This window comes from Geodermatophilus sp. URMC 65, from assembly GCF_053502545.1.
This window is the reverse complement of record NZ_CP199954.1, coordinates 3820807-3844311: the sequence shown is the minus strand read 5'-3', so window position 1 is coordinate 3844311 and position 23505 is coordinate 3820807. Positions and strand designations below refer to the sequence as shown.

Annotated in this window: 18 protein-coding genes; 9 read left to right on the top strand and 9 right to left on the bottom strand. The window is 74.2% G+C overall.

What is annotated here, in order from left to right; genetic code table 11:
* Positions 1–8: 8 nt before the first annotated feature.
* From ACWIX7_RS18610 to ACWIX7_RS18600, 3 genes are all read left to right on the top strand, one after another.
* Positions 9–1127, top strand: coding sequence for a sensor histidine kinase (locus tag ACWIX7_RS18610; protein WP_448617903.1), 1119 nt, complete (start codon positions 9–11; stop codon positions 1125–1127).
* Positions 1124–1777 (top strand): response regulator, encoded by a 654-nt coding sequence (locus tag ACWIX7_RS18605; protein ID WP_448617902.1) that lies wholly within the window; start codon positions 1124–1126, stop codon positions 1775–1777. Before ACWIX7_RS18610 ends, ACWIX7_RS18605 begins: the two co-directional genes overlap by 4 nt.
* 79 nt (positions 1778–1856) lie before the next feature.
* Positions 1857–2267 carry a hypothetical protein gene (locus ACWIX7_RS18600; protein ID WP_448617901.1) on the top strand — a complete coding sequence of 137 codons (411 nt, stop codon included), beginning with the start codon at positions 1857–1859 and terminating at the stop codon, positions 2265–2267.
* A 70-nt stretch (positions 2268–2337) separates the two neighbouring features.
* On the opposite strand, the gene cimA is transcribed toward ACWIX7_RS18600, so the two are convergent.
* Positions 2338–3912, bottom strand: a complete 1575-nt coding sequence (gene cimA, locus ACWIX7_RS18595; protein WP_448617900.1) for a citramalate synthase — start codon at positions 3910–3912, stop codon at positions 2338–2340.
* Positions 3913–4159: 247 nt separating this feature from the next.
* On the opposite strand from cimA, the gene ACWIX7_RS18590 reads away from it, so the two are divergent.
* Positions 4160–5659 (top strand): class I adenylate-forming enzyme family protein, encoded by a 1500-nt coding sequence (locus ACWIX7_RS18590; RefSeq protein WP_448617899.1) that lies wholly within the window; start codon positions 4160–4162, stop codon positions 5657–5659.
* A 52-nt stretch (positions 5660–5711) separates the two neighbouring features.
* A complete protein-coding gene (locus ACWIX7_RS18585; protein WP_448617898.1) occupies positions 5712–6692 on the top strand; it encodes a phosphotriesterase family protein in 981 nt (326 codons plus the stop codon).
* A 95-nt stretch (positions 6693–6787) separates the two neighbouring features.
* On the opposite strand, the gene ACWIX7_RS18580 is transcribed toward ACWIX7_RS18585, so the two are convergent.
* Together ACWIX7_RS18580 and serA are read right to left on the bottom strand one after the other, a co-directional pair.
* Positions 6788–7810 (bottom strand): 3-isopropylmalate dehydrogenase, encoded by a 1023-nt coding sequence (locus ACWIX7_RS18580; protein WP_448617897.1) that lies wholly within the window; start codon positions 7808–7810, stop codon positions 6788–6790.
* Positions 7811–7826: 16 nt separating this feature from the next.
* Complete coding sequence (gene serA / locus ACWIX7_RS18575; protein WP_448617896.1) at positions 7827–9431, bottom strand: phosphoglycerate dehydrogenase; 1605 nt, start codon at positions 9429–9431, stop codon at positions 7827–7829.
* Positions 9432–9594: 163 nt separating this feature from the next.
* On the opposite strand from serA, the gene ACWIX7_RS18570 reads away from it, so the two are divergent.
* Both ACWIX7_RS18570 and ACWIX7_RS18565 read left to right on the top strand, forming a co-directional pair.
* Positions 9595–10356 carry a hypothetical protein gene (locus ACWIX7_RS18570; protein WP_448617895.1) on the top strand — a complete coding sequence of 254 codons (762 nt, stop codon included), beginning with the start codon at positions 9595–9597 and terminating at the stop codon, positions 10354–10356.
* Between the two features lie 20 nt (positions 10357–10376).
* Complete coding sequence (locus ACWIX7_RS18565; protein ID WP_448617894.1) at positions 10377–10790, top strand: hypothetical protein; 414 nt, start codon at positions 10377–10379, stop codon at positions 10788–10790.
* 122 nt (positions 10791–10912) lie between these two features.
* Here ACWIX7_RS18565 and ilvC read toward each other — a convergent pair whose 3' ends face one another.
* The 6 genes from ilvC to ilvD all read right to left on the bottom strand — a co-directional run bounded on the left by ilvC (position 10913) and on the right by ilvD (position 22186).
* Complete coding sequence (ilvC, locus tag ACWIX7_RS18560; protein ID WP_448617893.1) at positions 10913–11941, bottom strand: ketol-acid reductoisomerase; 1029 nt, start codon at positions 11939–11941, stop codon at positions 10913–10915.
* Positions 11942–12030: 89 nt separating this feature from the next.
* Complete coding sequence (gene ilvN / locus ACWIX7_RS18555; protein ID WP_448617892.1) at positions 12031–12558, bottom strand: acetolactate synthase small subunit; 528 nt, start codon at positions 12556–12558, stop codon at positions 12031–12033.
* Positions 12559–12656: 98 nt separating this feature from the next.
* The gene (locus tag ACWIX7_RS18550) at positions 12657–14528 is read right to left on the bottom strand and encodes an acetolactate synthase large subunit (RefSeq protein WP_448617891.1); all 1872 of its coding nucleotides are present in this window, start codon (positions 14526–14528) and stop codon (positions 12657–12659) included.
* Positions 14529–14833: 305 nt separating this feature from the next.
* Positions 14834–17545, bottom strand: a complete 2712-nt coding sequence (locus ACWIX7_RS18545; RefSeq protein WP_448617890.1) for a putative bifunctional diguanylate cyclase/phosphodiesterase — start codon at positions 17543–17545, stop codon at positions 14834–14836.
* A 98-nt stretch (positions 17546–17643) separates the two neighbouring features.
* Entirely contained in the window at positions 17644–20283 is a 2640-nt protein-coding gene (locus ACWIX7_RS18540; RefSeq protein WP_448617889.1) for a putative bifunctional diguanylate cyclase/phosphodiesterase, read from the bottom strand.
* 199 nt (positions 20284–20482) lie between these two features.
* Complete coding sequence (gene ilvD, locus ACWIX7_RS18535; protein ID WP_448617888.1) at positions 20483–22186, bottom strand: dihydroxy-acid dehydratase; 1704 nt, start codon at positions 22184–22186, stop codon at positions 20483–20485.
* Positions 22187–22274: 88 nt separating this feature from the next.
* On the opposite strand from ilvD, the gene ACWIX7_RS18530 reads away from it, so the two are divergent.
* Both ACWIX7_RS18530 and ACWIX7_RS18525 read left to right on the top strand, forming a co-directional pair.
* Entirely contained in the window at positions 22275–23096 is an 822-nt protein-coding gene (locus ACWIX7_RS18530; protein ID WP_448617887.1) for a helix-turn-helix transcriptional regulator, read from the top strand.
* A gap of 24 nt (positions 23097–23120) precedes the next feature.
* Positions 23121–23492 (top strand): PH domain-containing protein, encoded by a 372-nt coding sequence (locus tag ACWIX7_RS18525; RefSeq protein ID WP_448617886.1) that lies wholly within the window; start codon positions 23121–23123, stop codon positions 23490–23492.
* Positions 23493–23505: the final 13 nt, after the last annotated feature.

Here is a 23505-nt window from a genome sequence, read left to right as displayed (position 1 = left end):
GTGATCGCGTGACCCGCGCTCTCGCGGCGCTGACGTGCCTCGCGCTGCTCACGGTCGTGGTCGAGGCGACCGACGACCCGCACCCGCTGCTCGCCGTCGCCCTCGGTGCGACGTTCGCGGCGCACGCGCTCGTCGCGCTCCCCTGGCTGGCAGGTCAGCCGGTGCCCCGCCGGTACTGGCTGACGGCCGGGCACGTGTGCCTCCAGCTCCCCCTCGGCGCGCTCCTGTTCGGCGCGGCACACGCCGGGGTGGGGGCGACCCTGCTGCTGCTCGTCCTGGTCGCGCAGAGCGTGCTGCTCCTGCCGCTGCCCGCCGCCGCCGTGGTCACGGCACTGGTCCCCCTCGTGCACGCCGGGATGGGCTGGGCCGACTTCGCGCGCAACGGCCTCGGGATGCTGGGCGCTGCGGTCTTCACCGCGGTCGTCACCGCACTGCTCCAGCGGGAGCAGCAGGCCCGGGCCGAGCTGGCCGAGGCCAACGAGCGCCTGCGCGGGTACGCCGCGCAGGCGGAGGAGCTGGCGACCACGCGGGAGCGCAACCGGCTGGCGCACGACATCCACGACGGTCTCGGCCACCACCTGACCGTCGTCCAGATGCAGGTGCAGGCCGCCCGGGCCGTGCTGTCGTCGGACCCGCGCCGCGCCGACGAGGTCCTGGCCAAGGCGCAGCAGCAGGCCAGCGAGGCGCTGGCCGAGGTCCGCCGGTCGGTGGCCACGCTGCGCGAGCCCCGGACGTCGCCGCCGCTGCGCGCCGCGCTCGAGGCGCTGACCGCGGAGGTCTCCGCGGCCGGCGTCCCCGCGACGCTCGAGGTCGTCGGCACCGAGCGGCGGCTGCCCGGGGAGGCCGAGGAGTCCCTGTTCCGGTCGGCGCAGGAGGGGCTGACCAACGTCCGCAAGCACGCGGCGGCGACCTCGGCCCGGGTGACCCTGACCTACGGCGACGACGGGACGGTGCGGCTGAGCGTGCGGGACGACGGCTGCGGCCTGCCGGCCGGTGGGCACGACGCGGACCCGCGCGGCTTCGGGCTGGTCGGGCTGCGGGAGCGGGCGGCGCGCGCCGGCGGGCAGCTGGTCGTGGCACCGGCCCCGGGTGGGGGCACCGAGCTGCTGGTGGAGGTGCCGGGATGAGCGCCGTCCGCGTCCTGGTCGTCGATGACCAGGCGCTGTTCCGCGAGGCGTTGGCCACGCTGCTGGGCGCCCGGCCCGAGGTCGAGGTCGTCGGGGAGGCCGGGAACGGGCACCAGGCGCTGGAGCGGGCGGCCGCGCTGCAGCCCGACGTCGTCCTCATGGACCTGCACATGCCGGTGCTCGACGGGATCGCCGCGACCCGGCGGCTCAAGGTCGAGCAGCCCGGTGTGCGGGTGCTGGCGCTGACGACCTTCGACGACGACGAGGACGTCTTCGCCGCGCTGCGGGCCGGCGCGCTGGGCTACCTGCTCAAGGACGTCTCCTCCGACCGCCTGGTCGAGGCGGTGCTGTCGGCGGCGCGCGGGGAGTCGGTGCTGCAGCCCTCGGTGGCAGCCAAGGTGGTGGCCCGCTTCGCGCAGCTGGACGACGCCCCGCGGTCCCGGCCGCAACCGCTGGTCGTGCCGCTGTCCGACCGCGAGCTCGACGTGCTCCGGCTGCTGGCCGACGGCCGCAGCAACCGGGAGATCGCGGCGGCGCTGTTCCTGGCCGAGGGCACGGTCAAGAACCACGTGACCAACGTGCTGGGCAAGCTCGGGGCCCGGGACCGCACCCAGGCGGCGCTGCGCGCCCGGGCCCTCGACCTGCTCTGAGGGGTCATGCCGGGACGTGACCGGCGACCGTGACCACCGGCACCTGGCAGGGACGGCGCGGCGCCCGACGCTGTGCGGCATGACGACGCAGACCCCTCCCCAGCACACGCACAGCCGCGGCCGGCGCACCTGGCACCTCGTCCGCCACTACCTCGAGATGGTCGTCGCGATGGTGGTCGGGATGGCGGTTCTCGGCCCGGTCGAGGCCCTCCTCTGGCCCGGCGTGGACGACCGGGTCGACGTGCACGCCGTGGTCATGGCCACCAACATGGCCGTCGCGATGGCCGCCTGGATGCGCTTCCGCGGCCACTCGTGGCCCGCGATCGCGGAGATGTCCGCGGCGATGTACGTGCCGTTCGCCGTCCTGCTGGTGCCCTACTGGGTCGGCGCGATCTCCGGCGGGACCCTCTTCACCGCCGGGCACGTGCTGATGCTGCCCGCCATGGCGCTGGCGATGTGGTGGCGCCTCGACGAGTACGAGCACTGCTGACGGTGCTGTGCGTCCGCGGCGCGTTCCCGGCCGGGAACGCGCCGCGGACGCACATCGCGTGGCGGATCGGTCAGCGGTGCCGGACGGCGTAGGTCAGGGCGTCGACCAGGGCGTGCCAGGAGGCCTCGACGATGTTGTCGTGGACGCCGACGGTGGTCCACTCCCCCACCCCGTCGGTGCTGTCGATGAGCACCCGGGTCGTGGCGCTGGTGCCGCCCTTCCAGCCCAGGATGCGGACCTTGTAGTCGGCCAGCGAGACGTCGGCCAGCTGCGGGTACCGGCTGACCAGCGCCTGACGCAGCGCGTTGTCCAGCGCGTTGACCGGGCCGTTGCCCTCGCCGGTGCTGATGACCCGCTGCCCGTCGACGTGCACCTTCACCGTGGCCTCGCTCATGACCTGGCCGTTGCCCCAGTGCTCGACGGAGGTCCGGTAGCTCTCCAGCTCGAACAGCGGCGGCGGTGCCTCGGGCAGCTCGGCGCGCAGCAGCAGCTCGAAGGAGGCGTCGGCGGCCTCGAACGACCAGCCGCCGGCCTCGAGCACCTTGACCCGGTCGACGACCCGGCCGATGACGTCGGTGTGCCCGTCGAGGTCGACGCCGAGCTCGCGGCCCTTGAGCTCCACCGACGCCCGGCCGGCCATCTCGGTGACCAGGATGCGCATGTCGTTGCCGACGAGCTCCGGGTCGAGGTGGTTGTACAGCTCGGGGCTGACCTTGATTGCGCTGGCGTGCAGGCCGGCCTTGTGCGCGAACGCCGAGGAGCCGACGTAGGGCTGGTGCTCGTCGGGGGCGATGTTGGCCAGCTCGGCGATGGCGTGGCTGACCCGCTGCAGCTCGGTCAGGCAGCCCTCCGGGACGACCGGCAGCCCCATCTTGGTGACCAGGTTGGCGATCAGCGCGAAGGTGTCGGCGTTGCCGGCGCGCTCGCCGTAGCCGTTCGCCGTCCCCTGCACGTGGGTGACGCCGGCCTCGACGGCGGCCAGGCTGTTGGCGACGGCGCAGCCGGTGTCGTCCTGGCAGTGGATGCCCAGGCGGCCCTCGACCCGCGCGCGGACGTCGGCGACGACCCGGCCCACGCCCATCGGCAGCATCCCGCCGTTGGTGTCGCACATGACCCCGACCTCGGCGCCGGCCGCGAACGCCGTCCGCAGCACCTCGACGCCGTAGTCCGGGTCGGCGGCGTACCCGTCGAAGAAGTGCTCGCAGTCGACGAACACCCGCCGGCCCTGGGCGACGAGGAACTCCACGGTGTCGCGCACCATGGCCAGGTTCTCCTCGAGCGTCGTCCGCAGCGCCTCGCGCACGTGCCGGACGTCGGACTTGGCCACCAGGCAGACCACCGGCGTCCCGGCGTCGAGCAGCGCGCGCACCTGGGCGTCGTCCTCGACGCGGACGCCGGCCTTGCGGGTGGAGCCGAACGCCACCAGCTGGGCGTGCCGCAGCTTGAGCTCGGTGCGGGCGCGGGCGAAGAACTCGGTGTCCTTGGGCAGCGCGCCCGGCCAGCCACCCTCGATGAAGCCGACGCCGATCTCGTCGAGCAGCCGGGCGACGGCCAGCTTGTCGGCGACGGAGTAGCTCACGCCCTCGCGCTGGGCGCCGTCGCGCAGCGTGGTGTCGAAGACGTGGAAGTCGAGGTCGGTGGCCACGAGAGCTCCTGGGTCGGGTGGTCGGCCGGGCGTGCCCGGAAAGCAAAAAGACCCCCCGGGAACGGGAGGTCTGCGCGCAGTCGGGGAGGGACTGCGCGCTAGGCGATGATGATCGTGCCGGTGGGGTGCATCGCGTCCAGTAGACCACGCGCCCCGCCGTGCCGTGCCCACCGGGTGGACTCCTCGGGTGAGCCCCGACACACTGCGCAGCACAACGTCGCGGACGACGTCTCACCGGGAGGCCCGGGTGCCCTACCCGTTCGACCGCAGCGGTACCGAGGTCGGCCCCGACGGCGTCCGGCGCTACACCCGGCTGCCGCGGAACCTGACCACGATGCTGCGCGCGGCGGTCGACGCGCACCCCGATGCGGAGGCGCTGGTCGAGCTCGGGGGCCAGCGGGTGACCTACCGCCAGCTGTGGGACCGCGCGGCGGGCGTCGCCGGCGGGCTGCGGGCCGCGGGCGTGCAGCCGGGCGACCGGGTCGCCAACCGTCTGGGCAACGGCAACGACTGGGTGTACGCGTTCTGGGGCACGCTGCTCGCCGGCGCGGTCGTCGTCCCGGTGAACACCCGCTTCGCCGATCCCGAGGTGCGCTACGTCATCGAGGACTCCGGTGCCGCGTACGTCGTGGAGCCCGGGTCCGCGCTGCCTGACGGCGGACCGCTGGAGGTGACCGACCAAGGGCACACCGACCTGGCCGCGATCTTCTACACCAGCGGCACCACCGGTTTCCCCAAGGGTGCGATGACCACCCACGAGAACTTCCTGTCCAACGTCGAGACCTGCCTGCGCTGCCTGTCCCTCGACCGCCAGCAGCAGCTGACCACGCTCGTCTCGGTGCCGCTGTTCCACGTCACCGGCTGCAACTCCCAGCTGCTGGTGGTCACGGCGACCGCCGGGCGGGCGGTGGTCATGCCGGTCTTCGAGGTCCGCGCCTTCCTGCGCGCCATCGCCGACGAGCGCGTCGACGTGCTCACGACGGTGCCGGCGATCTACTGGCTGGCGCTGCAGCAACCTGACTTCGCCGATGTCGACACCTCGTCGGTGCGGGCGCTCAGCTATGGCGGGGCACCCATCGCACCGGACCTCGTGCACCGCATCAAGGAGGCCTTCCCGACCGCACGCGTCGGCAACGGCTTCGGGCTGACCGAGACGTCGTCGGTGTCCACCTACCTGCCCGACGAGTACGCCGCCGAGCACGCCGACTCGGTGGGCTTCCCGGCGCCGGTGGTCGACCTCGACCTCGCCGACGCCGATCCGGGGACCGGCATCGGCGAGCTGCTGATCCGCGGACCGAACGTCGTCGCCGGCTACTGGCGCAAGCCCGAGCAGACGGCGGAGACCTTCGTCGGCGGCTGGCTGCACAGCGGCGACCTCGCCCGCATCGACGACGAGGGCCTCGTGTACGTCGTCGACCGCAAGAAGGACATGATCAACCGCGGCGGCGAGAACGTCTACTGCGTGGAGGTGGAGAACGCCCTGGCCGCGCACCCCGCCGTGGGCGAGGTCGCGGTCGTCGGCGTCGCCGACCCGATGATGGGCGAGAAGGTCGGCGCCGTCGTCGTCCCCCTGCCGGGTCGGGATCTCGACCCGGACGACCTGCTCGCCTTCGCCCGCGGGCGGCTGGCCGACTTCAAGGTGCCGCAGTACCTGTCCGTCCGCAGCGAGCCGCTGCCCCGCAACCCCGGAGGCAAGGTGCTCAAGCCGCCGCTGCGGGAACAGGGCGACTGGCAGCCCGTCCGCTGACGCCGAACCCGCCACGTCCCCTCATCCCGCCCGCCCACCCGCGAGGAGACCCGTGCCCACCGTCGAGACCATCCGTGGCCCCGTCGACACAGCCGACCTCGGCGCGACCCTCATGCACGAGCACGTCTTCGTCCTGTCGACCGAGCACGTCCAGAACTACGGGGTCGGTGCCTGGTGGGACGAGGACGAACGCGTTGCCGACGCCGTCGACAAGCTGAACGAGCTCAAGTCACTGGGCATCGACACCATCGTCGATCCGACCGTGTGGGGTCTGGGTCGCTACATCCCCCGGGTGCAGCGGGTCGCCGAGCAGACGGACGTCCACATCATCGTGGCCACCGGGCTCTACACCTACGACGAGATCCCGCACCAGTACGAGCACCGCGGCCCCGGCCTCGCCCTGGACCTGCCGACCGACCCGATGGTCGACGACTTCACCCGGGACGTCCGCGACGGCATCGCCGACACCGGGGTCAAGGCCGCGTTCCTCAAGTGCGTCGTCGAGGCCAAGGGCCTCACTCCCGGCGTCGAGCGCAACCTGCGCGCCTGCGCCACCACGCACCGAGCGACCGGGGCACCGATCACCGTGCACACGTCCTCGCACAACGAGGCGGGTCGGTTGGCCGTGCAGGTCTTCCGCGAGGAGGACGTGGACCTCACCAAGGTCGTCATCGGGCACGCCGGCGACAGCAACGACCTCGACTACCTGACCGGGTTGGCCGACGTCGGCTGCCTGCTGGGCATGGACCGGTTCGGGCTGGACATCTACAACCCCACGGAGGCCCGGGTCGACACGATCGTCGCGCTGGCCGAGCGGGGCTACGCCGACCGCATGGTGCTGGCGCACGACGCCAGCTGCTTCATCGACTACTTCCCCGACCCGGCGGCACGGGCCGCGTTCCAGCAGGTCCAGCCGAACTGGAACTTCACGCACATCAGCAAGGACGTCCTGCCGGCGCTGCGCGACCGCGGGGTGACCGAGGAGCAGATCCGGCAGATGCTCGTCGACACGCCCCGGCGCTACTTCGAGTGACGCCGCCGTCCAGGCTCACCGTTGCCGGTCCGGACTCACGACTGATGGTGAGCCCGGACCTCCGATGATCAGCTCAGCTGATCATCGGGCCTCTCTCAGCCGCCGGCGAGCGCGGCGAGCCGGTCGCCGACCTCCTGCGTGCGCACCGGGGCCTGCGGATCGCGGGTGGAGAGGTCGAAGGCGACGGCGGCGTTGACCTTGCGAGCGTGGTCGGCGCGGCCGAGGTGCTCGAGCAGCAGGCCGACGGACAACACCGTGGCGGTGGGGTCGGCGACGCCCGTGCCCGCGATGTCGGGCGCCGAGCCGTGCACCGGCTCGAACATGCTGGGGTTGGTGCCCGAGGCGTCGAGGTTGCCGCTGGCGGCCAGCCCGATGCCACCGGTGACGGCCGCGGCCAGGTCGGTGACGATGTCCCCGAACAGGTTGTCGGTGACGATGACGTCGAAGCGGCCCGGGTCGGTCACGAAGAACATCGAGGCCGCGTCGACGTGCTGGTAGGCGACGGTGACCTCGGGGAACTCCGCGGAGACCTCCTCGACCGTCCGCGACCACAGCGACCCGGCGTGGGTGAGCACGTTGGTCTTGTGGATCAGCGTCAGGTGCTTGCGCGGCCGGGCGACGGCCCGCTCGAAGGCGTAGCGGACGACCCGCTCGACACCGAACGCGGTGTTCAGGCTGACCTCGGTGGCCACCTCGTGGGGGGTGTCACGGCGCAGGACGCCTCCGTTGCCCACGTAGGGCCCCTCGGTGCCCTCGCGCACGCACAGCATGTCGATGGCGCCGGGACCGGCCAGCGGGCTGCGGACGCCGTCGAACAGCCGGGCCGGGCGCAGGTTGACGTGGTGGTCGAGCTCGAAGCGCAGCCGCAGCAGCAGCCCGCGCTCGAGGATCCCCGGCGGGACGCTGGGGTCACCGACGGCACCGAGCAGGATCCCGTCGTGCTGGCGGAGCTCGTCGAGCACCGTGTCCGGCAGCAGTTCGCCGGTGCGCTGCCACCGCGACGCGCCGAGGTCGTAGGGGGTGCTCTCGACGTCGGGCGCGACCGCGCGGAGGACCTTGAGGCCCTCGGCCACCACCTCCGGACCGATACCGTCTCCAGGGATCACTGCCAGGCGCATGGGTGCTGACCCTAGGTCAGCGCGGGGTGAGGTCCGCGGAGCGGGCCTCGCGCGCGCCGATCCGGCCGGCGATGTCACCGAGCAGCTCGGCAGGGACCGGGCTGTCGACGGTCACCGCCATGAGCGCCTCGCCGCCGCGGGTGGTCCGGCTGACCTGCGCACCGGCGATGTTGATGCCGGCCTCCCCCAGCGCCGCGCCGACCGCGCCGACGATGCCGGGCCGGTCGGTGTAGATGAAGAAGAGCAGGTAGCCCGAGGCGTCCAGGTCCATGTCGAAGCCGTTGACCTCGACCAGCTTGGGCACCTGGTTCTTGCCGAAGAGGGTGCCGGAGACGGTCACCTCGGTGCCGTCGGCCATCGCACCGCGGACGCTGATGAGGTTGCGGTAGTCCGGGCTCTCCAGCTCGCTGGTCAGCGCCACCTCGAGACCGCGCTGCTCGGCGAACAGCGGGGCGTTGACGTAGGTGACCTGCTCCTCGATCACGTCGGAGAACACGCCCTTGAGGACGGCGAGCTGCAGCACCGAGTCGTCGAACTCGGCGATCTTGCCGCGGACCTCGACGGTCACCGACTGGGCCAGCCCGCCGGCGACGGCGGTGAACACCCGGCCGAGCTTCTCGGCCAGCGGCAGGCCCGGGCGGACGTCCTCGGCGACGACCCCGCCGGCCTGGACGTTGACCGCGTCCGGCACGAACTCGCCCTGCAGCGCCAGCCGCACCGAGTGCGCCACGGCGGTGCCGGCCTTGTCCTGCGCCTCCGTCGTCGAGGCGCCCAGGTGCGGGGTGACGACGGTGTTCGGCAGCCCGAACAGCGGGCTGTCGGTGCACGGCTCCGTGGCGTACACGTCGATGCCGGCGGCCCGCACCTGCCCCGACTTCAGCGCGTCGGCCAGGGCCTCCTCGTCGACCAGACCGCCGCGGGCGGCGTTGACGAGGATCACGCCGGGCTTGGTGGTGGCCAGCTCCGTGGCACCGATGAGGCCGAGGGTCTCCGGCGTCTTGGGCAGGTGGATGGTGATGAAGTCGGCCTCGCGGAGCAGCTCCTCCAGCGACACCATGCGGACGCCGAGCTGCGCGGCGCGGCCCGGCTGGATGTAGGGGTCGTAGGCGATCAGGGTGACGTCGAACGCGGCCAGCCGCTGGGCGACCAGCTGGCCGATCCGGCCCAGGCCGACCACGCCGACGACCTTGTCGGTGACCTCGACGCCGGTGAACTTCGAGCGCTTCCAGGTGCCCTCGCGCAGCGACGCGTCGGCGGCCGGGATGTGCCGGGCGGCGGCCAGCAGCAGCGCCACCGCGTGCTCGGCCGCGCTGACGATGTTCGAGGTCGGGGCGTTGACGACCATGACGCCGCGCTCGGTCGCCGCGGCCACATCGACGTTGTCCAGGCCGATGCCGGCGCGCGCGACCACCTTCAGGTTGGGAGCGGCGGCCAGGGCCTCGGCGTCGATCTGCGTGGCGCTGCGGATCATCACCGCGGCGGCGTCGGCGAGCGCGGGCAGCAGCGCGGCACGGTCGGCGCCGTCCACGTGGCGGATCTCGACGTCGCGCCCCAGCACCTCCAGCACGCTGGGAGCGAGTTCTTCGGCGATCAGGACAACGGGCGGCGCGGTCGTGGTCACGGCACGACAGCCTAGGGAGCGACGCCGTCCCTGCGGCCGACCAGCCTCGTCCTCGTGACGATCCGCGCACTCCCGCGGACGAGGGGGGTTGCTTGCCCGGGTGGGGACGGGCGGACATCCTGGCCGGGACGGTCGGCGGATGCCGGCGCCGAGGGAGGAGAGCATGAGCACCCACGACGACGAGCACGGCTCCGGCACGGACCCCCGGTACACGCCTCCGCAGCAGTACGGGCAGCCACCCCAGCAGTCCGGGCAGCCGTACGGGGGCCAGCAGTACCAGCCCTCCCCCTACGGCCAGGGCCAGCCGCACGGCCAGCCCGGGTACCCGCAGCAGTACGGCCAGCCGGGGTACCCGCAGCAGTACGGCCAGCCGGGCGGCTACGGCCCGTACGCGCCGCAGGGCCAGTACGGCCAGTACGGGCAGACGGCGGTGCCCACGCGGCCCACGCCGGTCGTGGTCGCCGCCGTCCTCGGCTTCGTCTTCGGCGCCTTCGGCGTGCTGATGTCCCTGGGCCTGCTCCTGGGCGGCGCGGTGTTCGGCACGGTGTTCGACGACCTGGTCGCCAGCGACCCGGCCTTCCAGGACGTCGACACCGGCGGGGTCGACACCGGTCAGATCACCGGCGTGCTCGTGGTCCTGGGGGTCCTCGCCCTGGTCTGGACCGTGCTCGTGATCTGGGGGGCGGTGCGCGCGCTCACCGGTCGCAGCCGCGTGCTCCTGCTGGTGGGCGGGGCGATCGCCGTGGCGGTGACCGCGCTGTTCCTGGTCGGTGTCCTCTCCGGCGTGTCGACCGGCGGCGCCGGCGGCGGCGAGGTCGTCTTCTCCCTGCTGCTGTTCCTCGCGGCCCTGGCGATCGTCGTGCTGCTGTGCCTGCGTCCGGCCGCGCAGTACTTCGCCGCGCACCGCGCGCGGCGCGGCCGCTGACGCCGGGCCGGGGGCGCCCCGTGTCCTCGACCGGCCGGCCCGGCGCCTCCGACGCGCAGCGACCGCCGCACGTCCTCATGGCGGCGGTCGCCGGCTGCGTCGAGGCGGTCCTGCTGATGATGGCCGCCCTGCTGTACTTCACCTACAGCGCGATCGGTCCGTGGCTGGCCGTCTTCGGTGCGGTGTTCCTGGGCCTCGCCGTGGCCTGCGTGGTCGGGAGCGTGCTGGCGCTGCGCGGCCGCACGCCCCGCGTCCTGCTGGTCGCCGCGGCGACGGCAGCCGCGATCGCGGTGGTCCTCATCGCGATCTCGGTCGCCGGCGGAGGGTCCTTCGACGCCTTCTCGGCCGCGGTCGTGCTGCTCGGCGTGGGACCCGTCGTCCTGCTGCTGCAGGCGCCGTCCCGGGAGTGGTTCACCGCCTCCCGCAGCCGCTGAGCCCGGGGACGGCGAGGCCCCCGCTGCCGTCCGGCAGCGGGGGCCTCGTGACGCACGGGTCCGGCCACCCTTCAGGGACCCGCGCCGAGCCTGCGAGGCGTGGGGGGAAGGGTGGTCCTCCTTCAGCTCCGCGCGGCGGTGCCGGTGTAGTCGTCGGAGGCCGACACCCAGCTCATCAGGCCGCGCAGCTTGCGCCCGGTCTCCTCGATCGGGTGCGCCTCGGCCTCGGCCCGGCGGCGCTTGAAGTCCGGCGCCCCGGCGTCCTGGTCGGCGATGAACTCCGCCGCCCACGAGCCGTCCTTGATCCGGGCCAGGACGTCCTTCATGGCGTCCTTGACGTGCTGGTCGATGATCTTCGGTCCGGAGGTGTAGTCGCCGTACTCGGCGGTGTCGGACACCGACCAGCGCTGCTTGGCGATGCCGCCCTCGTACATGAGGTCGACGATCAGCTTCAGCTCGTGCAGGCACTCGAAGTAGGCGATCTCGGGCTGGTAGCCGGCCTCGGTGAGGGTCTCGAACCCGGCGGTGATCAGCGCGCTGGCGCCACCGCAGAGCACGGCCTGCTCACCGAACAGGTCGGTCTCGGTCTCCTCGGCGAAGGTCGTCCTGATGACGCCGGCGCGGGTGCCGCCGATGGCCTTGGCGTAGGACAGCGCCAGCTGCAGCGCCTGGCCGCTGGCGTCCTGCTCGACGGCCACCAGCGCCGGCACGCCCTTGCCGTTCTCGAACTCGCGGCGCACCAGGTGGCCGGGGCCCTTGGGGGCGACCATGGCGACGTCGACGCCGGCCGGGGGCTTGATGTAGCCGAACCGGATGTTGAAGCCGTGGCCGAAGAACAGCGCGTCGCCGTCCTGCAGGTTGGGCTCGATCGACTCGGCGTACAGCTTCCGCTGCACGTGGTCGGGGGCGAGGACCATGATCAGGTCTGCCTCGGCAGCGGCGTCGGCCGGGGTCACGACCCGCAGGCCCTCGGCCTCGGCCTTGGACCGGCTCTTGCTGCCCTCGGGCAGGCCGACGCGGACGTCGACGCCCGAGTCGCGCAGCGACAGCGCGTGGGCGTGGCCCTGGCTGCCGTAGCCGATGACGGCGACGGTGCGCCCCTGGATGATCGACAGGTCGGCGTCGTCGTCGTAGAAGATCTCGGCGGCCATGCGGTGGTCGTCCCTTCGAGTAAGGACCCTCCTGCCCCCCACTGCTCGCACGCTCGCAGCGGGACCCTGCAGGAGGGCCAATCGGTTTTCTAAGCGGAGCGCTCGACGGGCCGCAAGGTACCGGCGCCGCTCATCGAGCGCGGACCCCGGCCCAGGGCGACCGTGCCCGACTGCGCCATCTCCTTGATGCCCAGCGGGGCGAGGACGGCGAGCAGGGCCTGGAGCTTGTCCGGCGTGCCGGTCGCCTCCAGGGTCACGGTGTCGGTGTTGACGTCGACCACGCGGGCGCGGAACAGCTCGGCGGTCTGCAGCACCTGCGTGCGGTCGGCCATCGGCGCGCGCACCTTGACCAGCAGCAGCTCGCGCTGGACGGCGGCCTCGGCCTCCAGCTCGACGATCTTGATGACCTCGACGAGCTTGTTCAGCTGCTTGGTGATCTGCTCCAGCGGCTGGCTCTCGGCGTCGGCGACGATCGTCATCCGGGACAGGCCCGGGTTCTCGGTCGGCCCGACGGCGAGGGACTCGATGTTGAAGCCACGCCGACTGAACAGCGCCGAGACCCGGGCGAGGACGCCGGACTTGTTCTCGACCAGGACCGACAGTGTGTGGCGGCTCATGCCGACTCTCCCTTACGACGGATCGTCACCAGCGGCGGCCCCCGTTCAGGGGCCCGCCGCGAGCGGAGCGAGGGGTGGGGGGAACGGGGGTCCTTCTGCTACACCTGGCCGTCGCCGAAGACCGGGCGGACGTCCCGCGCGGCCAGGATGTCGTCGTTGCTGGCGCCCGCGGCCACCATCGGCCACACCTGGGCGTCGGCACCGACGATGAAGTCGATGACCACCGGGGCGTCGTCGATTGCCATCGCCTTCTCGATGACGGCGTCGACGTCGTCCTTGCTCTCGCAGCGCAGGCCGACGCAGCCCAGCGCCTCGGCCAGTGCCACGAAGTCGGGGATGCGCACCGGCGTGGGCCGGCCCTCGGCGTCGACCGGGTGCAGCTTGGTGTTGGAGTAGCGGCCCTCGTAGAAGAGGGTCTGCCACTGGCGGACCATGCCGAGGTTGCCGTTGTTGATCAGGGCGACCTTGACCGGGATCCCCTCGATGGCGCAGGTGGCCAGCTCCTGGTTGGTCATCTGGAAGCAGCCGTCGCCGTCGATCGCCCACACGGTGGTGTCCGGGCAGCCGTACTTGGCACCCATCGCCGCGGGCACGGCGTAACCCATCGTCCCGAGGCCGCCGCTGTTGAGCCAAGTGCCGGGCTTCTCGTACCTGATGAACTGGGCGGCCCACATCTGGTGCTGGCCGACACCGGAGGCGTAGATCGCGTCCGGCCCGGCGATCGCGCCCAGCCGCTCGATGACGTACTGCGGCGAGAGCGCGCCGTCCTCGGGCCAGTCGTAGCCGAGCGGGTACTTCTGGCGCCACTGGTCCAGCTGGGCCCACCAGGGGGACAGGTCGGGCCTGCGGCCGGCGTCGCGCTCGGCACGCAGCGCGGTGACCAGCTCGGCGATGGTCTCCCGAGCGTCCCCGACGATGGGCACGTCGGCCTTGCGGTTCTTGCCGATCTCGGCCGGGTCGATGTCGGCGTGCACGACCTTGGCCTCGGGGGCGAACGACGACAGCTGGCCGGTGACCCGGTCGTCGAAGCGGGCGCCGAGGGCGACGAGCAGGTCGGCCTTCTGCAGCGCGGTGACCGCGGTGACGTTGCCGTGCATGCCGGGCATCCCGAGGTTCTGCGGGTGGCTGTCCGGGAACGCGCCGCGCGCCATGAGGGTGGTCACCACCGGGGCACCGGTGAGCTCGGCCAGCTCGGCCAGCTCGGCGCTCGCCTGGGCCTTGATGACACCGCCGCCGACGTAGAGCACCGGCCGGCGGGCGGCGGCGATCAGCGCGGCGGCCTCGCGGACCTGCTTGCCGTGGGGGCGGGTGGTCGGCTTGTAGCCGGGCAGGTCCAGCCGCGGCGGCCACGAGAAGTCGGTGGTGGCCTGCAGGGCGTCCTTGGAGATGTCGACCAGCACCGGGCCGGGGCGGCCGGTGGCGGCGAGGTGGAAGGCCTCGGCGATCCGCTGCGGGATCTCGTCGGCGTCGGTGACCAGGAAGTTGTGCTTGGTGATCGGCATCGTGATGCCGCGGATGTCGGCCTCCTGGAAGGCGTCCGTGCCGATCGCCGCACTGGGGACCTGACCGGTGATCGCCACCATCGGGACCGAGTCCATGTAGGCGTCGGCCAGCGGGGTGACCAGGTTGGTCGCGCCGGGGCCGGAGGTGGCCATGCAGACGCCGACCCGGCCGGTGGCCTGGGCGTAGCCGGTGGCCGCGTGCCCGGCGCCCTGCTCGTGCCGGACGAGCACGTGGCGCACGCGGGAGTCGAACAGCGGGTCGTAGGCGGGCAGGATCGCCCCGCCCGGGATGCCGAAGACGACCTCGACGCCGACCGCCTCGAGCGACCGCACGAGGCTCTGCGCCCCGGTGATGCCGGTGAGCGGCTCGGCGGCGGCCTCCTCGACCGAGCGGGCGGTCGTCTCGACCCCCGTCAGTGCCTCGGCGGCCTCGCGGGTGGCGGACCCACCCGGGGTGGTGCTGGTCATGGCGTCTCCTGGCCGTGCGTCTCGCTGGTCGGGCCTTGCTGCGGCGCCCCGGAGGGGGCCGTCGGTCGGTGCCGTGCGGTGGTCGGCGGTGCCTGCGGCGCGGGCCGGCGGCATCGGAGGAGGCCGGGGCCCGCAAACGAAAGACCCCTCGTGCCTGCGGGCACAGAGGGGTCAGCGCGTCGGTCGAGAGGACCGACGCGCTAGGCGACTACGAGGAGCAGGCAGGCCGGGCGCACGCCGCCACTGTGCGCCTCGACCAGGCCCGTCGTCAACCGGTCCGTCTCATCCAGTGGGACCGTGTGTCGTCAGACGTGAGACGGCGTGCGGTCGCCGTCCCGGGCGCTCCCGACCGGCTCGACGAGCACCGCGGCCAGGTCGGCGGCAGGCACCGGACGGCCGAGCAGGTGGCCCTGCAGGAACCGGCAGCCCAGCCGGCGCAGCGCCGCGAGCTGTCCCGGCGTCTCCACGCCCTCGGCGACCACGTCCAGGCCGAGGGTGCGGCCCAGCTCGACCACGCTGGCGACGACGGCCGCGCTGCGCGGGTCGTCCTCGATGTGGGCCACGAACCCACGGTCCAGCTTGAGGACGTCGACGGGCAGCCGGGAGAGCCGCGCGAGGGTGGAGTGGCCAGTGCCGAAGTCGTCGAGGGAGATGACGCAGCCGGCCTCGCGCAGCGCGGCCAGCTCGCGCTCGACGCGGTCCTCGGCGTCGACGAGCACCGACTCGGTGATCTCCAGCATCAGCCGGGAGGCCGGCACGCCCGAGGCGGCGACCGCCCGCGCCACGTCGTCGGCCAGGCAGCCGGCCTGCAGGTGCCGCACGGAGACGTTCACGCCGAGCTTCAGGTCGTGCCCCTGCGCCAGCAACGGCGCCAGGGCCGCGGTCGCGGCGCCGAGCACCCAGCGCTCCAGCGGCACGATGAGCCCCTCGTCCTCGGCCATCCCGACGAACTCCTCCGCGGGGACGTCGCCCAGTTCGGCGTGCCGCCAGCGGACGAGGGCCTCCAGGCCGAGCACGCGGCCCTCCTCCACGCCGACGACCGGCTGGAGCACCACCGACAGGCCGCCGTCGGCGATCGCGTCGGGCAGGTCCCGGGCCAGCCGGGCGCGCCGGTCGACGACCCGGTCCAGTGCCTCGCCGGTGGTCCGGACGCAGTTCTTGCCGGCGGCCTTGGCCGCCCGCAGCGCCAGATCGGCCCGCCGCACCGCCTCGGCGGGGTCGCCGCCCACGTGCAGCTCGGCCACGCCGACGCTGCCGGAGACCGGGAACACCAGCCCACCGCGGCCACTGCCGTCGGGGGCCGGCGGGCGGTGCTCGCGGTCGAGCAGGACGACCAGCCGCTCGGCCAGCACGGTGGCCTCGTCCCGGCCGGCGCGCACGAGGACGGCGAACTCGTCGCCGCCGAGCCGGGCGACGACGTCGTCCTCCCGCGCGGCCGCGCGCAGCGTCTCGGCCACCTCGCAGAGCAGCCGGTCGCCCTCGTCGTGGCCGGCGACGTCGTTCACCGCCTTGAAGCCGTCGAGGTCGACGAGCAGCACGCAGCCGGGGGCGGTGCCGGCGGACACCTCGCCGAGCGCCGCCATGAAGCGGGCGCGGTTGGGCAGGCCGGTGAGGAAGTCGGTGTAGGCCATCCGCTCCAGCTCGCGCTGGCTCGCGCTGCGGTCGGTGACGTCGCGCAGGTGCAGCACCAGGCCGCCGCGGTCGCCGGCGCCGGACACCCCGGCCGGGGCGGCACCGGAGGGAGCGGCCCCGGTGAGCTCGACGTCGCGCCAGTCGCCGTCGCGGGTGCGCAGCCGCGCGGTCGTGGGCAGCAGGCCCACCGTGGTGCCGCCGCGGACGGCCTGCGCGACGCGGGGTACGAGGTCGCGGTCCACCTCGTCGAGCAGGTCGGCGAGCAGCCGCCCGGTGAGGTCGCGGTCGGCCCAGCCGAGCTGGGCCTCCACGGCGCCCGAGGCCCAGCCGATGCGGCCGGTGCCGTCGAGGACCACGGTGACCGCGTCGCCGCTGTGCACCAGGGCGCGGAAGTACCCCTCGGTGCGCAGCAGGCGCCGGGTGAGACGGTACCCGTCGCCGGCCCACAGCACGGTGCGCAGCGAGGTGAGGGCGACCAGCGCCGCTCCCCCACCGGCCTCCACCGGGTCGATCCCCCGCCCGGCCAGCACGCCGGCGAGGAGCAGCAGCAGCACGCTGGAGGCCACGCCCGAGGCCAGCACCAGGCCGCGCAACGCGACGATCGGCCGGTCGAGGTCCGGCGTCGTCGGCTCGCCGGGATCCGATCGCACCGCCAGCACGCTCGCGGCCAGCATGGCCATCCAGGCCTGCTCGGTGGCGACGGTGGCGGCGGTGCTGCCCAGCGTCCGGCCGAGCGCACCCCCGATGGCGACGGTCGCCATCGCGACGGAGGCGGCGAGCAGCCACACCGCGGCTCCGCGGCGCGCGCCGCGGACCCCGGTGACGGTGACCAGCCCGACGCCGACGAGGACGGCCCCGACTCCCGGGTAGCCGACGGCGATCAGCCCGTCGGCCGTGCCCTCGACGCCGGTGAGCAGCACGGCCAGCAGCACGTGACCGAGCACCGCGACCGCGAGCGTCGCGATGAGGCCGTCGAGCACCGTGCGCCAGCCGGGCCACCGGCGCGACCGCTGGGGCAGCAGCCGGAACGCGGCCAGCGCGGCGAGCGGCACCGCCAGCAGCATCGGCACGTCCTCGGCGCCGCCGAACTCCAGGTCCGCGCCGGCGCGGACGGTGGCGAGGACCTGGCCCACGGCCAGCAGGCCCAGGGCCGCGGCCAGTGCCCGCCACGGCCGCGCGGACCGGCTCGGCAGCCGGGAGGCGCCGCGCCCGGCCACGACCGCCGCCGCGGCGGAGCCGAGGGCCAGGCAGGCGGGGACGAGCGTGGGCGCCAGCGGGGACCGGGTCAGCTCCAGGACGGCCGTGGCCGCGGCGAGCAGTGCCAGCAGGACGAGGACCGGCAGTGCACCGGGGACGCCGGACCGCGGTGGCCCCGTCCAGGGCACCGCCCCGAGCCTGCGAGGCGGCCCCTCGCAGGGGCCCGCCGCGAGCTCGTGAGCGGCGGGGGGCGAGGGGTCCTCGTAGGGGTCCTTGTAGGGGTCCTTCATCGCCGGGACCCCACGAGGCCCGGCCAGAGCTGGCCGGCGCCGTCGTCGAGCATGCCGACGAGGTCGAGCAGGCGCATCGGCCGGGCCAGCAGGAAGCCCTGCGCGAAGCCGCAGCCCGCGGCGCGCAGCGCGCCCAGCTGGGCCGGCGTCTCCACGCCCTCGGCGACGACGTCCAGACCCAGCGCCCCGGCGATCGCCACGACCGACTCGCACAGCGCGCGGGCCTTCGGGTCGCGGTCGACGCGCAGCACGAACGCGTGGTCGAGCTTGAGCACGTCGATCGGCAGCCGGGTCAGGTGGGCCAGCGACGAGCGGCCGGTGCCGAAGTCGTCGAGCGCCACGTGCACCCCCATGAGGCGCAGCGCCTCGATGTCGACGGCCACGTGCTCGCCCTCCGACATCAGCGTCGCCTCGGTGATCTCCAGGATCAGCCGCTCGGGCGCCAGCCCGGTCGACTGCAGCACGGCGGCGACGTCGCGGACCAGGGTGCGCGCGGCGACGTGCGAGGCGGAGATGTTCACCCCCAGCCGCAGCGGCACGGGGCCGTGCGGGAGGGTCAGGACGGCCTCGGCGGCGTTCTCCAGCGCCCAGCGCTGCAGCTCGCCGATCACGCCGGCGCGCTCGGCGATCGGCACGAACTCCGTCGGCGGCACCTCGCCGAGCTGAGGGTGCTGCCAGCGCAGCAGCGCCTCGACACCGGTCACCCGCTGCTCGCTCATCGAGACCACCGGCTGGAAGAGCACCGAGAGCTCGCCGCGGTCCCAGGCGCCGGGCAGGTCCTCGCGCAGCCGGGCGCGCCGCTCGGCGGCGCTGCCCAGCGCCGGCCGGTACCGCAGCGCGGTGCCCGTGCCGGCGGCGGCCGCCGCCCGGACGGCGAGCTCGGCCCGGGTCATGAGGTCGGCGACCGACTCGGCGGCGCCCAGGTCGACCACGCCGATGCTGGCGCTGAGGTCGAAGAGCCCGGCGGCGGTGTCCAGCGGCTGCTCGATCACCGACAGGCAGCGGTCGGCGAGGAGGTCGACGGCGTGCGGCGCGCCCTCGGCCAGGACAACGAAGGCACCACCGCCCACCCGGGTGACCGCGTCGCAGCCGCGCACGGTGGCCCGCAGTCGCCGGCCGACCTCGACCAGCACCGTGGTGACGACGTCCCGGCCGGCGTCCTCGCGCACCTCGTCGAGGCCGTCGAGCTCGATCAGCAGCAGGCTGCGGCAGGTCGTCCCCGCCTCGGCCAGGGCCTGCTCGAGCCGCTGCTCGCAGCCGGCCCGGTTCGGCAGCCCGGTGACGGGATCGGTGAACGCGACCTGCTCGAGCGCCCGCTCGCGCGCGACCCGCTCGGTGGTGTCGCGGCAGTGCAGCACGACGGCGCCCACGACGGTGTCCGAGCGCAGGTCGGTGAGGCTGGCCTCCAGGTGCCGCCAGGTGCCGTCGGCGTGCCGCAGCCGCAGCCGCAGCGCACCGGGCGTCGTGTCCCTGGCCGCCGACTCCAGGAGGGCCCGCGCGACGGGCAGCGCGTCCTCGGGGTGCACCAGCTGGAGCAGGTCGGCGCCCACCGGCACCGCGGTGGGGCTGCCGAGCGTCGTCCCCAGGGTCGCCGAGGACCAGGTGACCCGCAGGTCGCCGTCGAGGATGAGGACGGCGTCGCTGCTGGCGGCGACCAGCGAGCGGAAGTACGCCTCGCTGTGCCGCAGTCGGGCGCCGAGGTGCTGCTCGTCGCGGGCGGTCAGCCAGCGGTGCAGCACGGCGAGCACGGCGCAGAGCGAGCCCCCGATGGCGATCACCGGGCTGATCCGGTGACCGGTCAGCGACACCGCGGCCGCGCCGAAGCAGGCGACCGTCATGGCCAGGTGCGGCAGCAGCTGGCGCAGGTGCGTCGAGCGGCCGGTGCGCGGCCGCGGGTGGGCGTCCGGGCACGGGCCCGGATCGAGCAGGACGGCGGCGCCGAGCAGCACCAGCCCCCCGGCGACGAGGAACCGGCCGACGTCGCCGACGACGTGCTCCCCCGTCAGCATCGCCGAGGTGCCCAGCGCCCGGCCGGGGGCGAGCAGCGCCGTCGCGGCCAGCAGCACCAGCGCCATGGGCTGGCGGCGGCTCTCGATGACGCCGAGGAGGAGGACGGCGGCGGCCACCGTGGCGGAGGTGACGACGACAGCCGCGGCGAGGACGGCGCGCCCGCTCGGGTCGAGGTCCAGCCAGCTGACCTCGGGGCCGAGCACCAGCACCTGCACGACGAGCACGCAGGCGATGAGGAAGAGGCTGAGCTCGACGGCCGGGCGGGCTCCGCCGCGCAGCCGCGAGGGGGCGACGAGGGTGAGGAGGCCGACGACGGCGAGCACGTAGCCGGGGACGGTGGGCAGCCAGCGCAGGGCCACCTGCTCCAGCGGGGAGTCCGGTGCCGCGACCGTGGCCGCGACCAGGCCGACCACCGGCATCAGCGGGGCCAGGGCGAACAGCCGCCAGCCCCGCCACCCGGACTGCTTCGCCCGCCCGGCGGTCCACAGCACGGCCGCGGTGGCGATGCCGAGTGCGCCGAGGGCGAGGTCGCCGACGTGTCCCGGGCCCGGCGTGGCCGCGGACACCGTGCAGGCGGTCCCCACGGGCACGGTGCTCCCGAGGAACCACCACCTCAGCTTCTCCACACCTGCTCAGTCGGCAGGTGGCCGGGGCGACGACAGGTGGGCGGGCCCGGTCCTCACCCGTTGGGGGGACGGCCTCGCGCCCGGTGACGTGCTGGAACGGCCCCCTCCAGGGCCCGCCGAGAGCGGGCGGGGACGAGGGGCGGCCCCCTCCAGGGCCCCGCCGCGAGCTTGCGAGTGGTGGGGAGGAGGGGGTCCTTCGTCAGCCGCAGACCGCGCCCTGCGCCGCCGAGCTCACCAGCTTGGCGTACTTGCCGAGGACGCCGGTGGTGTAGCGCGGGGGCAGCGGGGTCCACCCCTCCCGGCGGCGGGCCAGCTCGTCCTCGTCGACCAGCAGGTCGAGGGTGCGGGCGCGGAGGTCCAGCCGGATGCGGTCGCCGTCCTGCACGAAGGCGATCGGGCCGCCGTCGGTGGCCTCGGGCGCGACGTGGCCGACGCACAGGCCCGTCGTCCCGCCGGAGAACCGGCCGTCGGTGAGCAGCAGGACGTCCTTGCCCAGACCCGCACCCTTGATGGCGCCGGTGACGGCGAGCATCTCGCGCATGCCCGGCCCGCCCCGGGGGCCCTCGTAGCGGATCACCACGACGTCGCCGGCCTGCAGGGTGCCCTCGGTGACGGCGTCCATCGCGCCCTGCTCGCCGTCGAAGACGCGCGCGGTGCCCTCGAAGACGTCGGCGTCGAAGCCGGCCGACTTCACCACCGCGCCGTCCGGCGAGAGGGAGCCGCGCAGGATCGTCAGGCCGCCGGTCTTGTGGATCGGGTCGTCCATCGCGTGGACGATCGTGCCGTCCAGGTCCGGCGGGGCGATCTCGGCGAGGTTCTCGGCCATCGTCTTGCCGGTCACGGTGAGGACGTCGCCGTGCAGCAGGCCGGCGTCGAGCAGCGCGCGCAGCACGACCGGGACGCCGCCGACACGGTCGACGTCGGTCATCACGAACCGGCCGAAGGGCTTGACGTCGGCCAGGTGCGGGGTGCGGTCGCCGATCCGGTTGAAGTCCTCGAGGGTGAGGTCGACCTGGGCCTCGTGCGCGATGGCCAGCAGGTGCAGCACGGCGTTGGTCGAGCCCCCCAGCGCCATGACCACGGTGATCGCGTTCTCGAACGCCTTCCTGGTCATGATCTGCCGGGCGGTGATCCCCTGGCGCAGCAGGTTGACCACGGCCTCGCCGGAGGCGATCGCGACGGCGTCGCGGCGGCTGTCCGGCGCCGGAGGCGCGGCACTGCCGGGCAGCGCCATCCCCAGCGCCTCGGCGACGCTGGCCATCGTGTTGGCGGTGTACATGCCGCCGCAGGAACCCTCGCCGGGGCAGGCCGCCTTCTCGATGGCGTCCAGCTCCTCACGGCTGATGAGCCCGCGGGCGCAGGCGCCGACACCCTCGAAGACGTCGATGATCGTCAGGTTGTCCCGGTCGCCGAGCCGTCCGGGCAGGATGGAGCCCGAGTAGACGAAGACGCTCGCCAGGTCGAGGCGGGCGGCGGCCATCAGCATGCCCGGCAGCGACTTGTCGCAGCCGGCGAGCAGGACGGTGCCGTCGAGCCGCTCGGCGAAGACCACCGTCTCCACCGAGTCGGCGATGACCTCGCGGGAGACCAGGGAGGCACGCATGCCCTCGTGGCCCATCGAGATGCCGTCGGAGACGGAGATGGTGCCGAACTCCAGCGGGTAGCCGCCGGCGGCGTGCACGCCCTCCTTGGCCCGCTTGGCCAGCCGGTCCAGCGAGAGGTTGCACGGCGTGATCTCGTTCCACGACGAGGCGACGCCGATCTGCGGCTTCTCCCAGTCGTCGTCGCCCATCCCGACGGCGCGGAGCATCGCGCGGGCCGGCGCCCGGGTGATGCCGTCGGTCACCTCACGGCTGCGGGGCTTGACGTCGGCGGTGGTGCGGGGTTCCTCCACGGTGGTCACGTCCCCTGACTCTAGGCCGGGTCACCCCTCGCGCCGAGAGAGCATCGATACTGGTATCGGCATCACCACCGAGCGGGGAGGAGCTGCCGTGTCCGCCACCGCCCGGCGCGAGCTGGCCGAGTTCCTCCGCTCCCGCCGTCGCCAGGTCGACCCGCGGGTCGCCGGGCTGCCCGCCGGCGGCTCGCGGCGGACGCCGGGGCTGCGCCGGGAGGAGGTCGCGCTGCTCTCCGGCGTGAGCCACACCTGGTACACGTGGCTCGAGCAGGGCCGCGACATCCGGCCGTCCCGGCAGGTGGTCGACGCGCTGGCCCGCACACTGCGGATGGCACCGGCCGAGCACGAGTACGTGCTGCGGCTGACCGGCCACGGCGGCACCGCCCCGGCAGGCGCGGCCGAGGGCATGCCGGCCCACGTGCAGCGGCTGCTCGACGCGCTGGGCCCCTCCCCCGCCTACGCGATCACCGCCGGCTGGACCATCGTCGGCTGGAACCGCGCCTACGAGCGGCTCTACCCGGGGGTGGCCGCCGTCCCCGCGGCCGAGCGGAACCTGCTGTGGCTGGTGTTCACCGACCCCGCCGTCCGTTCCCTGCTGGCCGACTGGACCGGCGACAGCCGCCGCTTCCTCACCCAGTTCCGCGCCGAGGTGGGCCCGCGGCTGGCCGACCCGGAGGTGGTCGACCTGGTGGCCCGGCTGGAGGCGGCCAGCCCGCACTTCCGCACCGGCTGGGCCAGCCACGACGTCGACCGGTTCAGCTCCTCGGAGCGGCGCTTCGAGCACCCGCGGGTCGGGACGCTGCTGCTCGAGCACCACCAGCTCACGCCCGCCGACGCCCCGGGCCTGCAGCTGGTCGTCTACACCGCCGCCGAGGGCGGGGACGCGGCCGACCGGCTGGCGCGGCTGTCGGCCTGAGCCGGTCTGGGAGGATGTGCGGACGTGGCGACAGCGCGTCTGCGGATGAGCCGGGTGGCGCTGCTGCCGGTGGTCTTCCTGGTGGTCTGCGTCCTGCCCCTGGCGCTGGCCGCCTCCTGGACGCTGGTCTTCCTGCTGGTCCCCGTCCTGGCCGCGGCGTACGTGCTGCGGGTCGGGGTGGACGTCGGCGACGGCGGCGTCACGGTGCGCTCGGTGGCCGGCTCGCGCTCGGTGCCGTGGGACGACGTGGCCGGCATCCGCGTCGGCGAGCGCGGGGACCTGTGGCTGGTGACCGCCCGGGGCACCGAGCTGCGGCTGCCGGTGCTGCGCGCCCGCGACCTGCCGCGCCTGGCCGCCGTCTCCGGCGGCCGCATCCCCGCGCCCGGCCCCGCCTGACGGGCACCCAGCC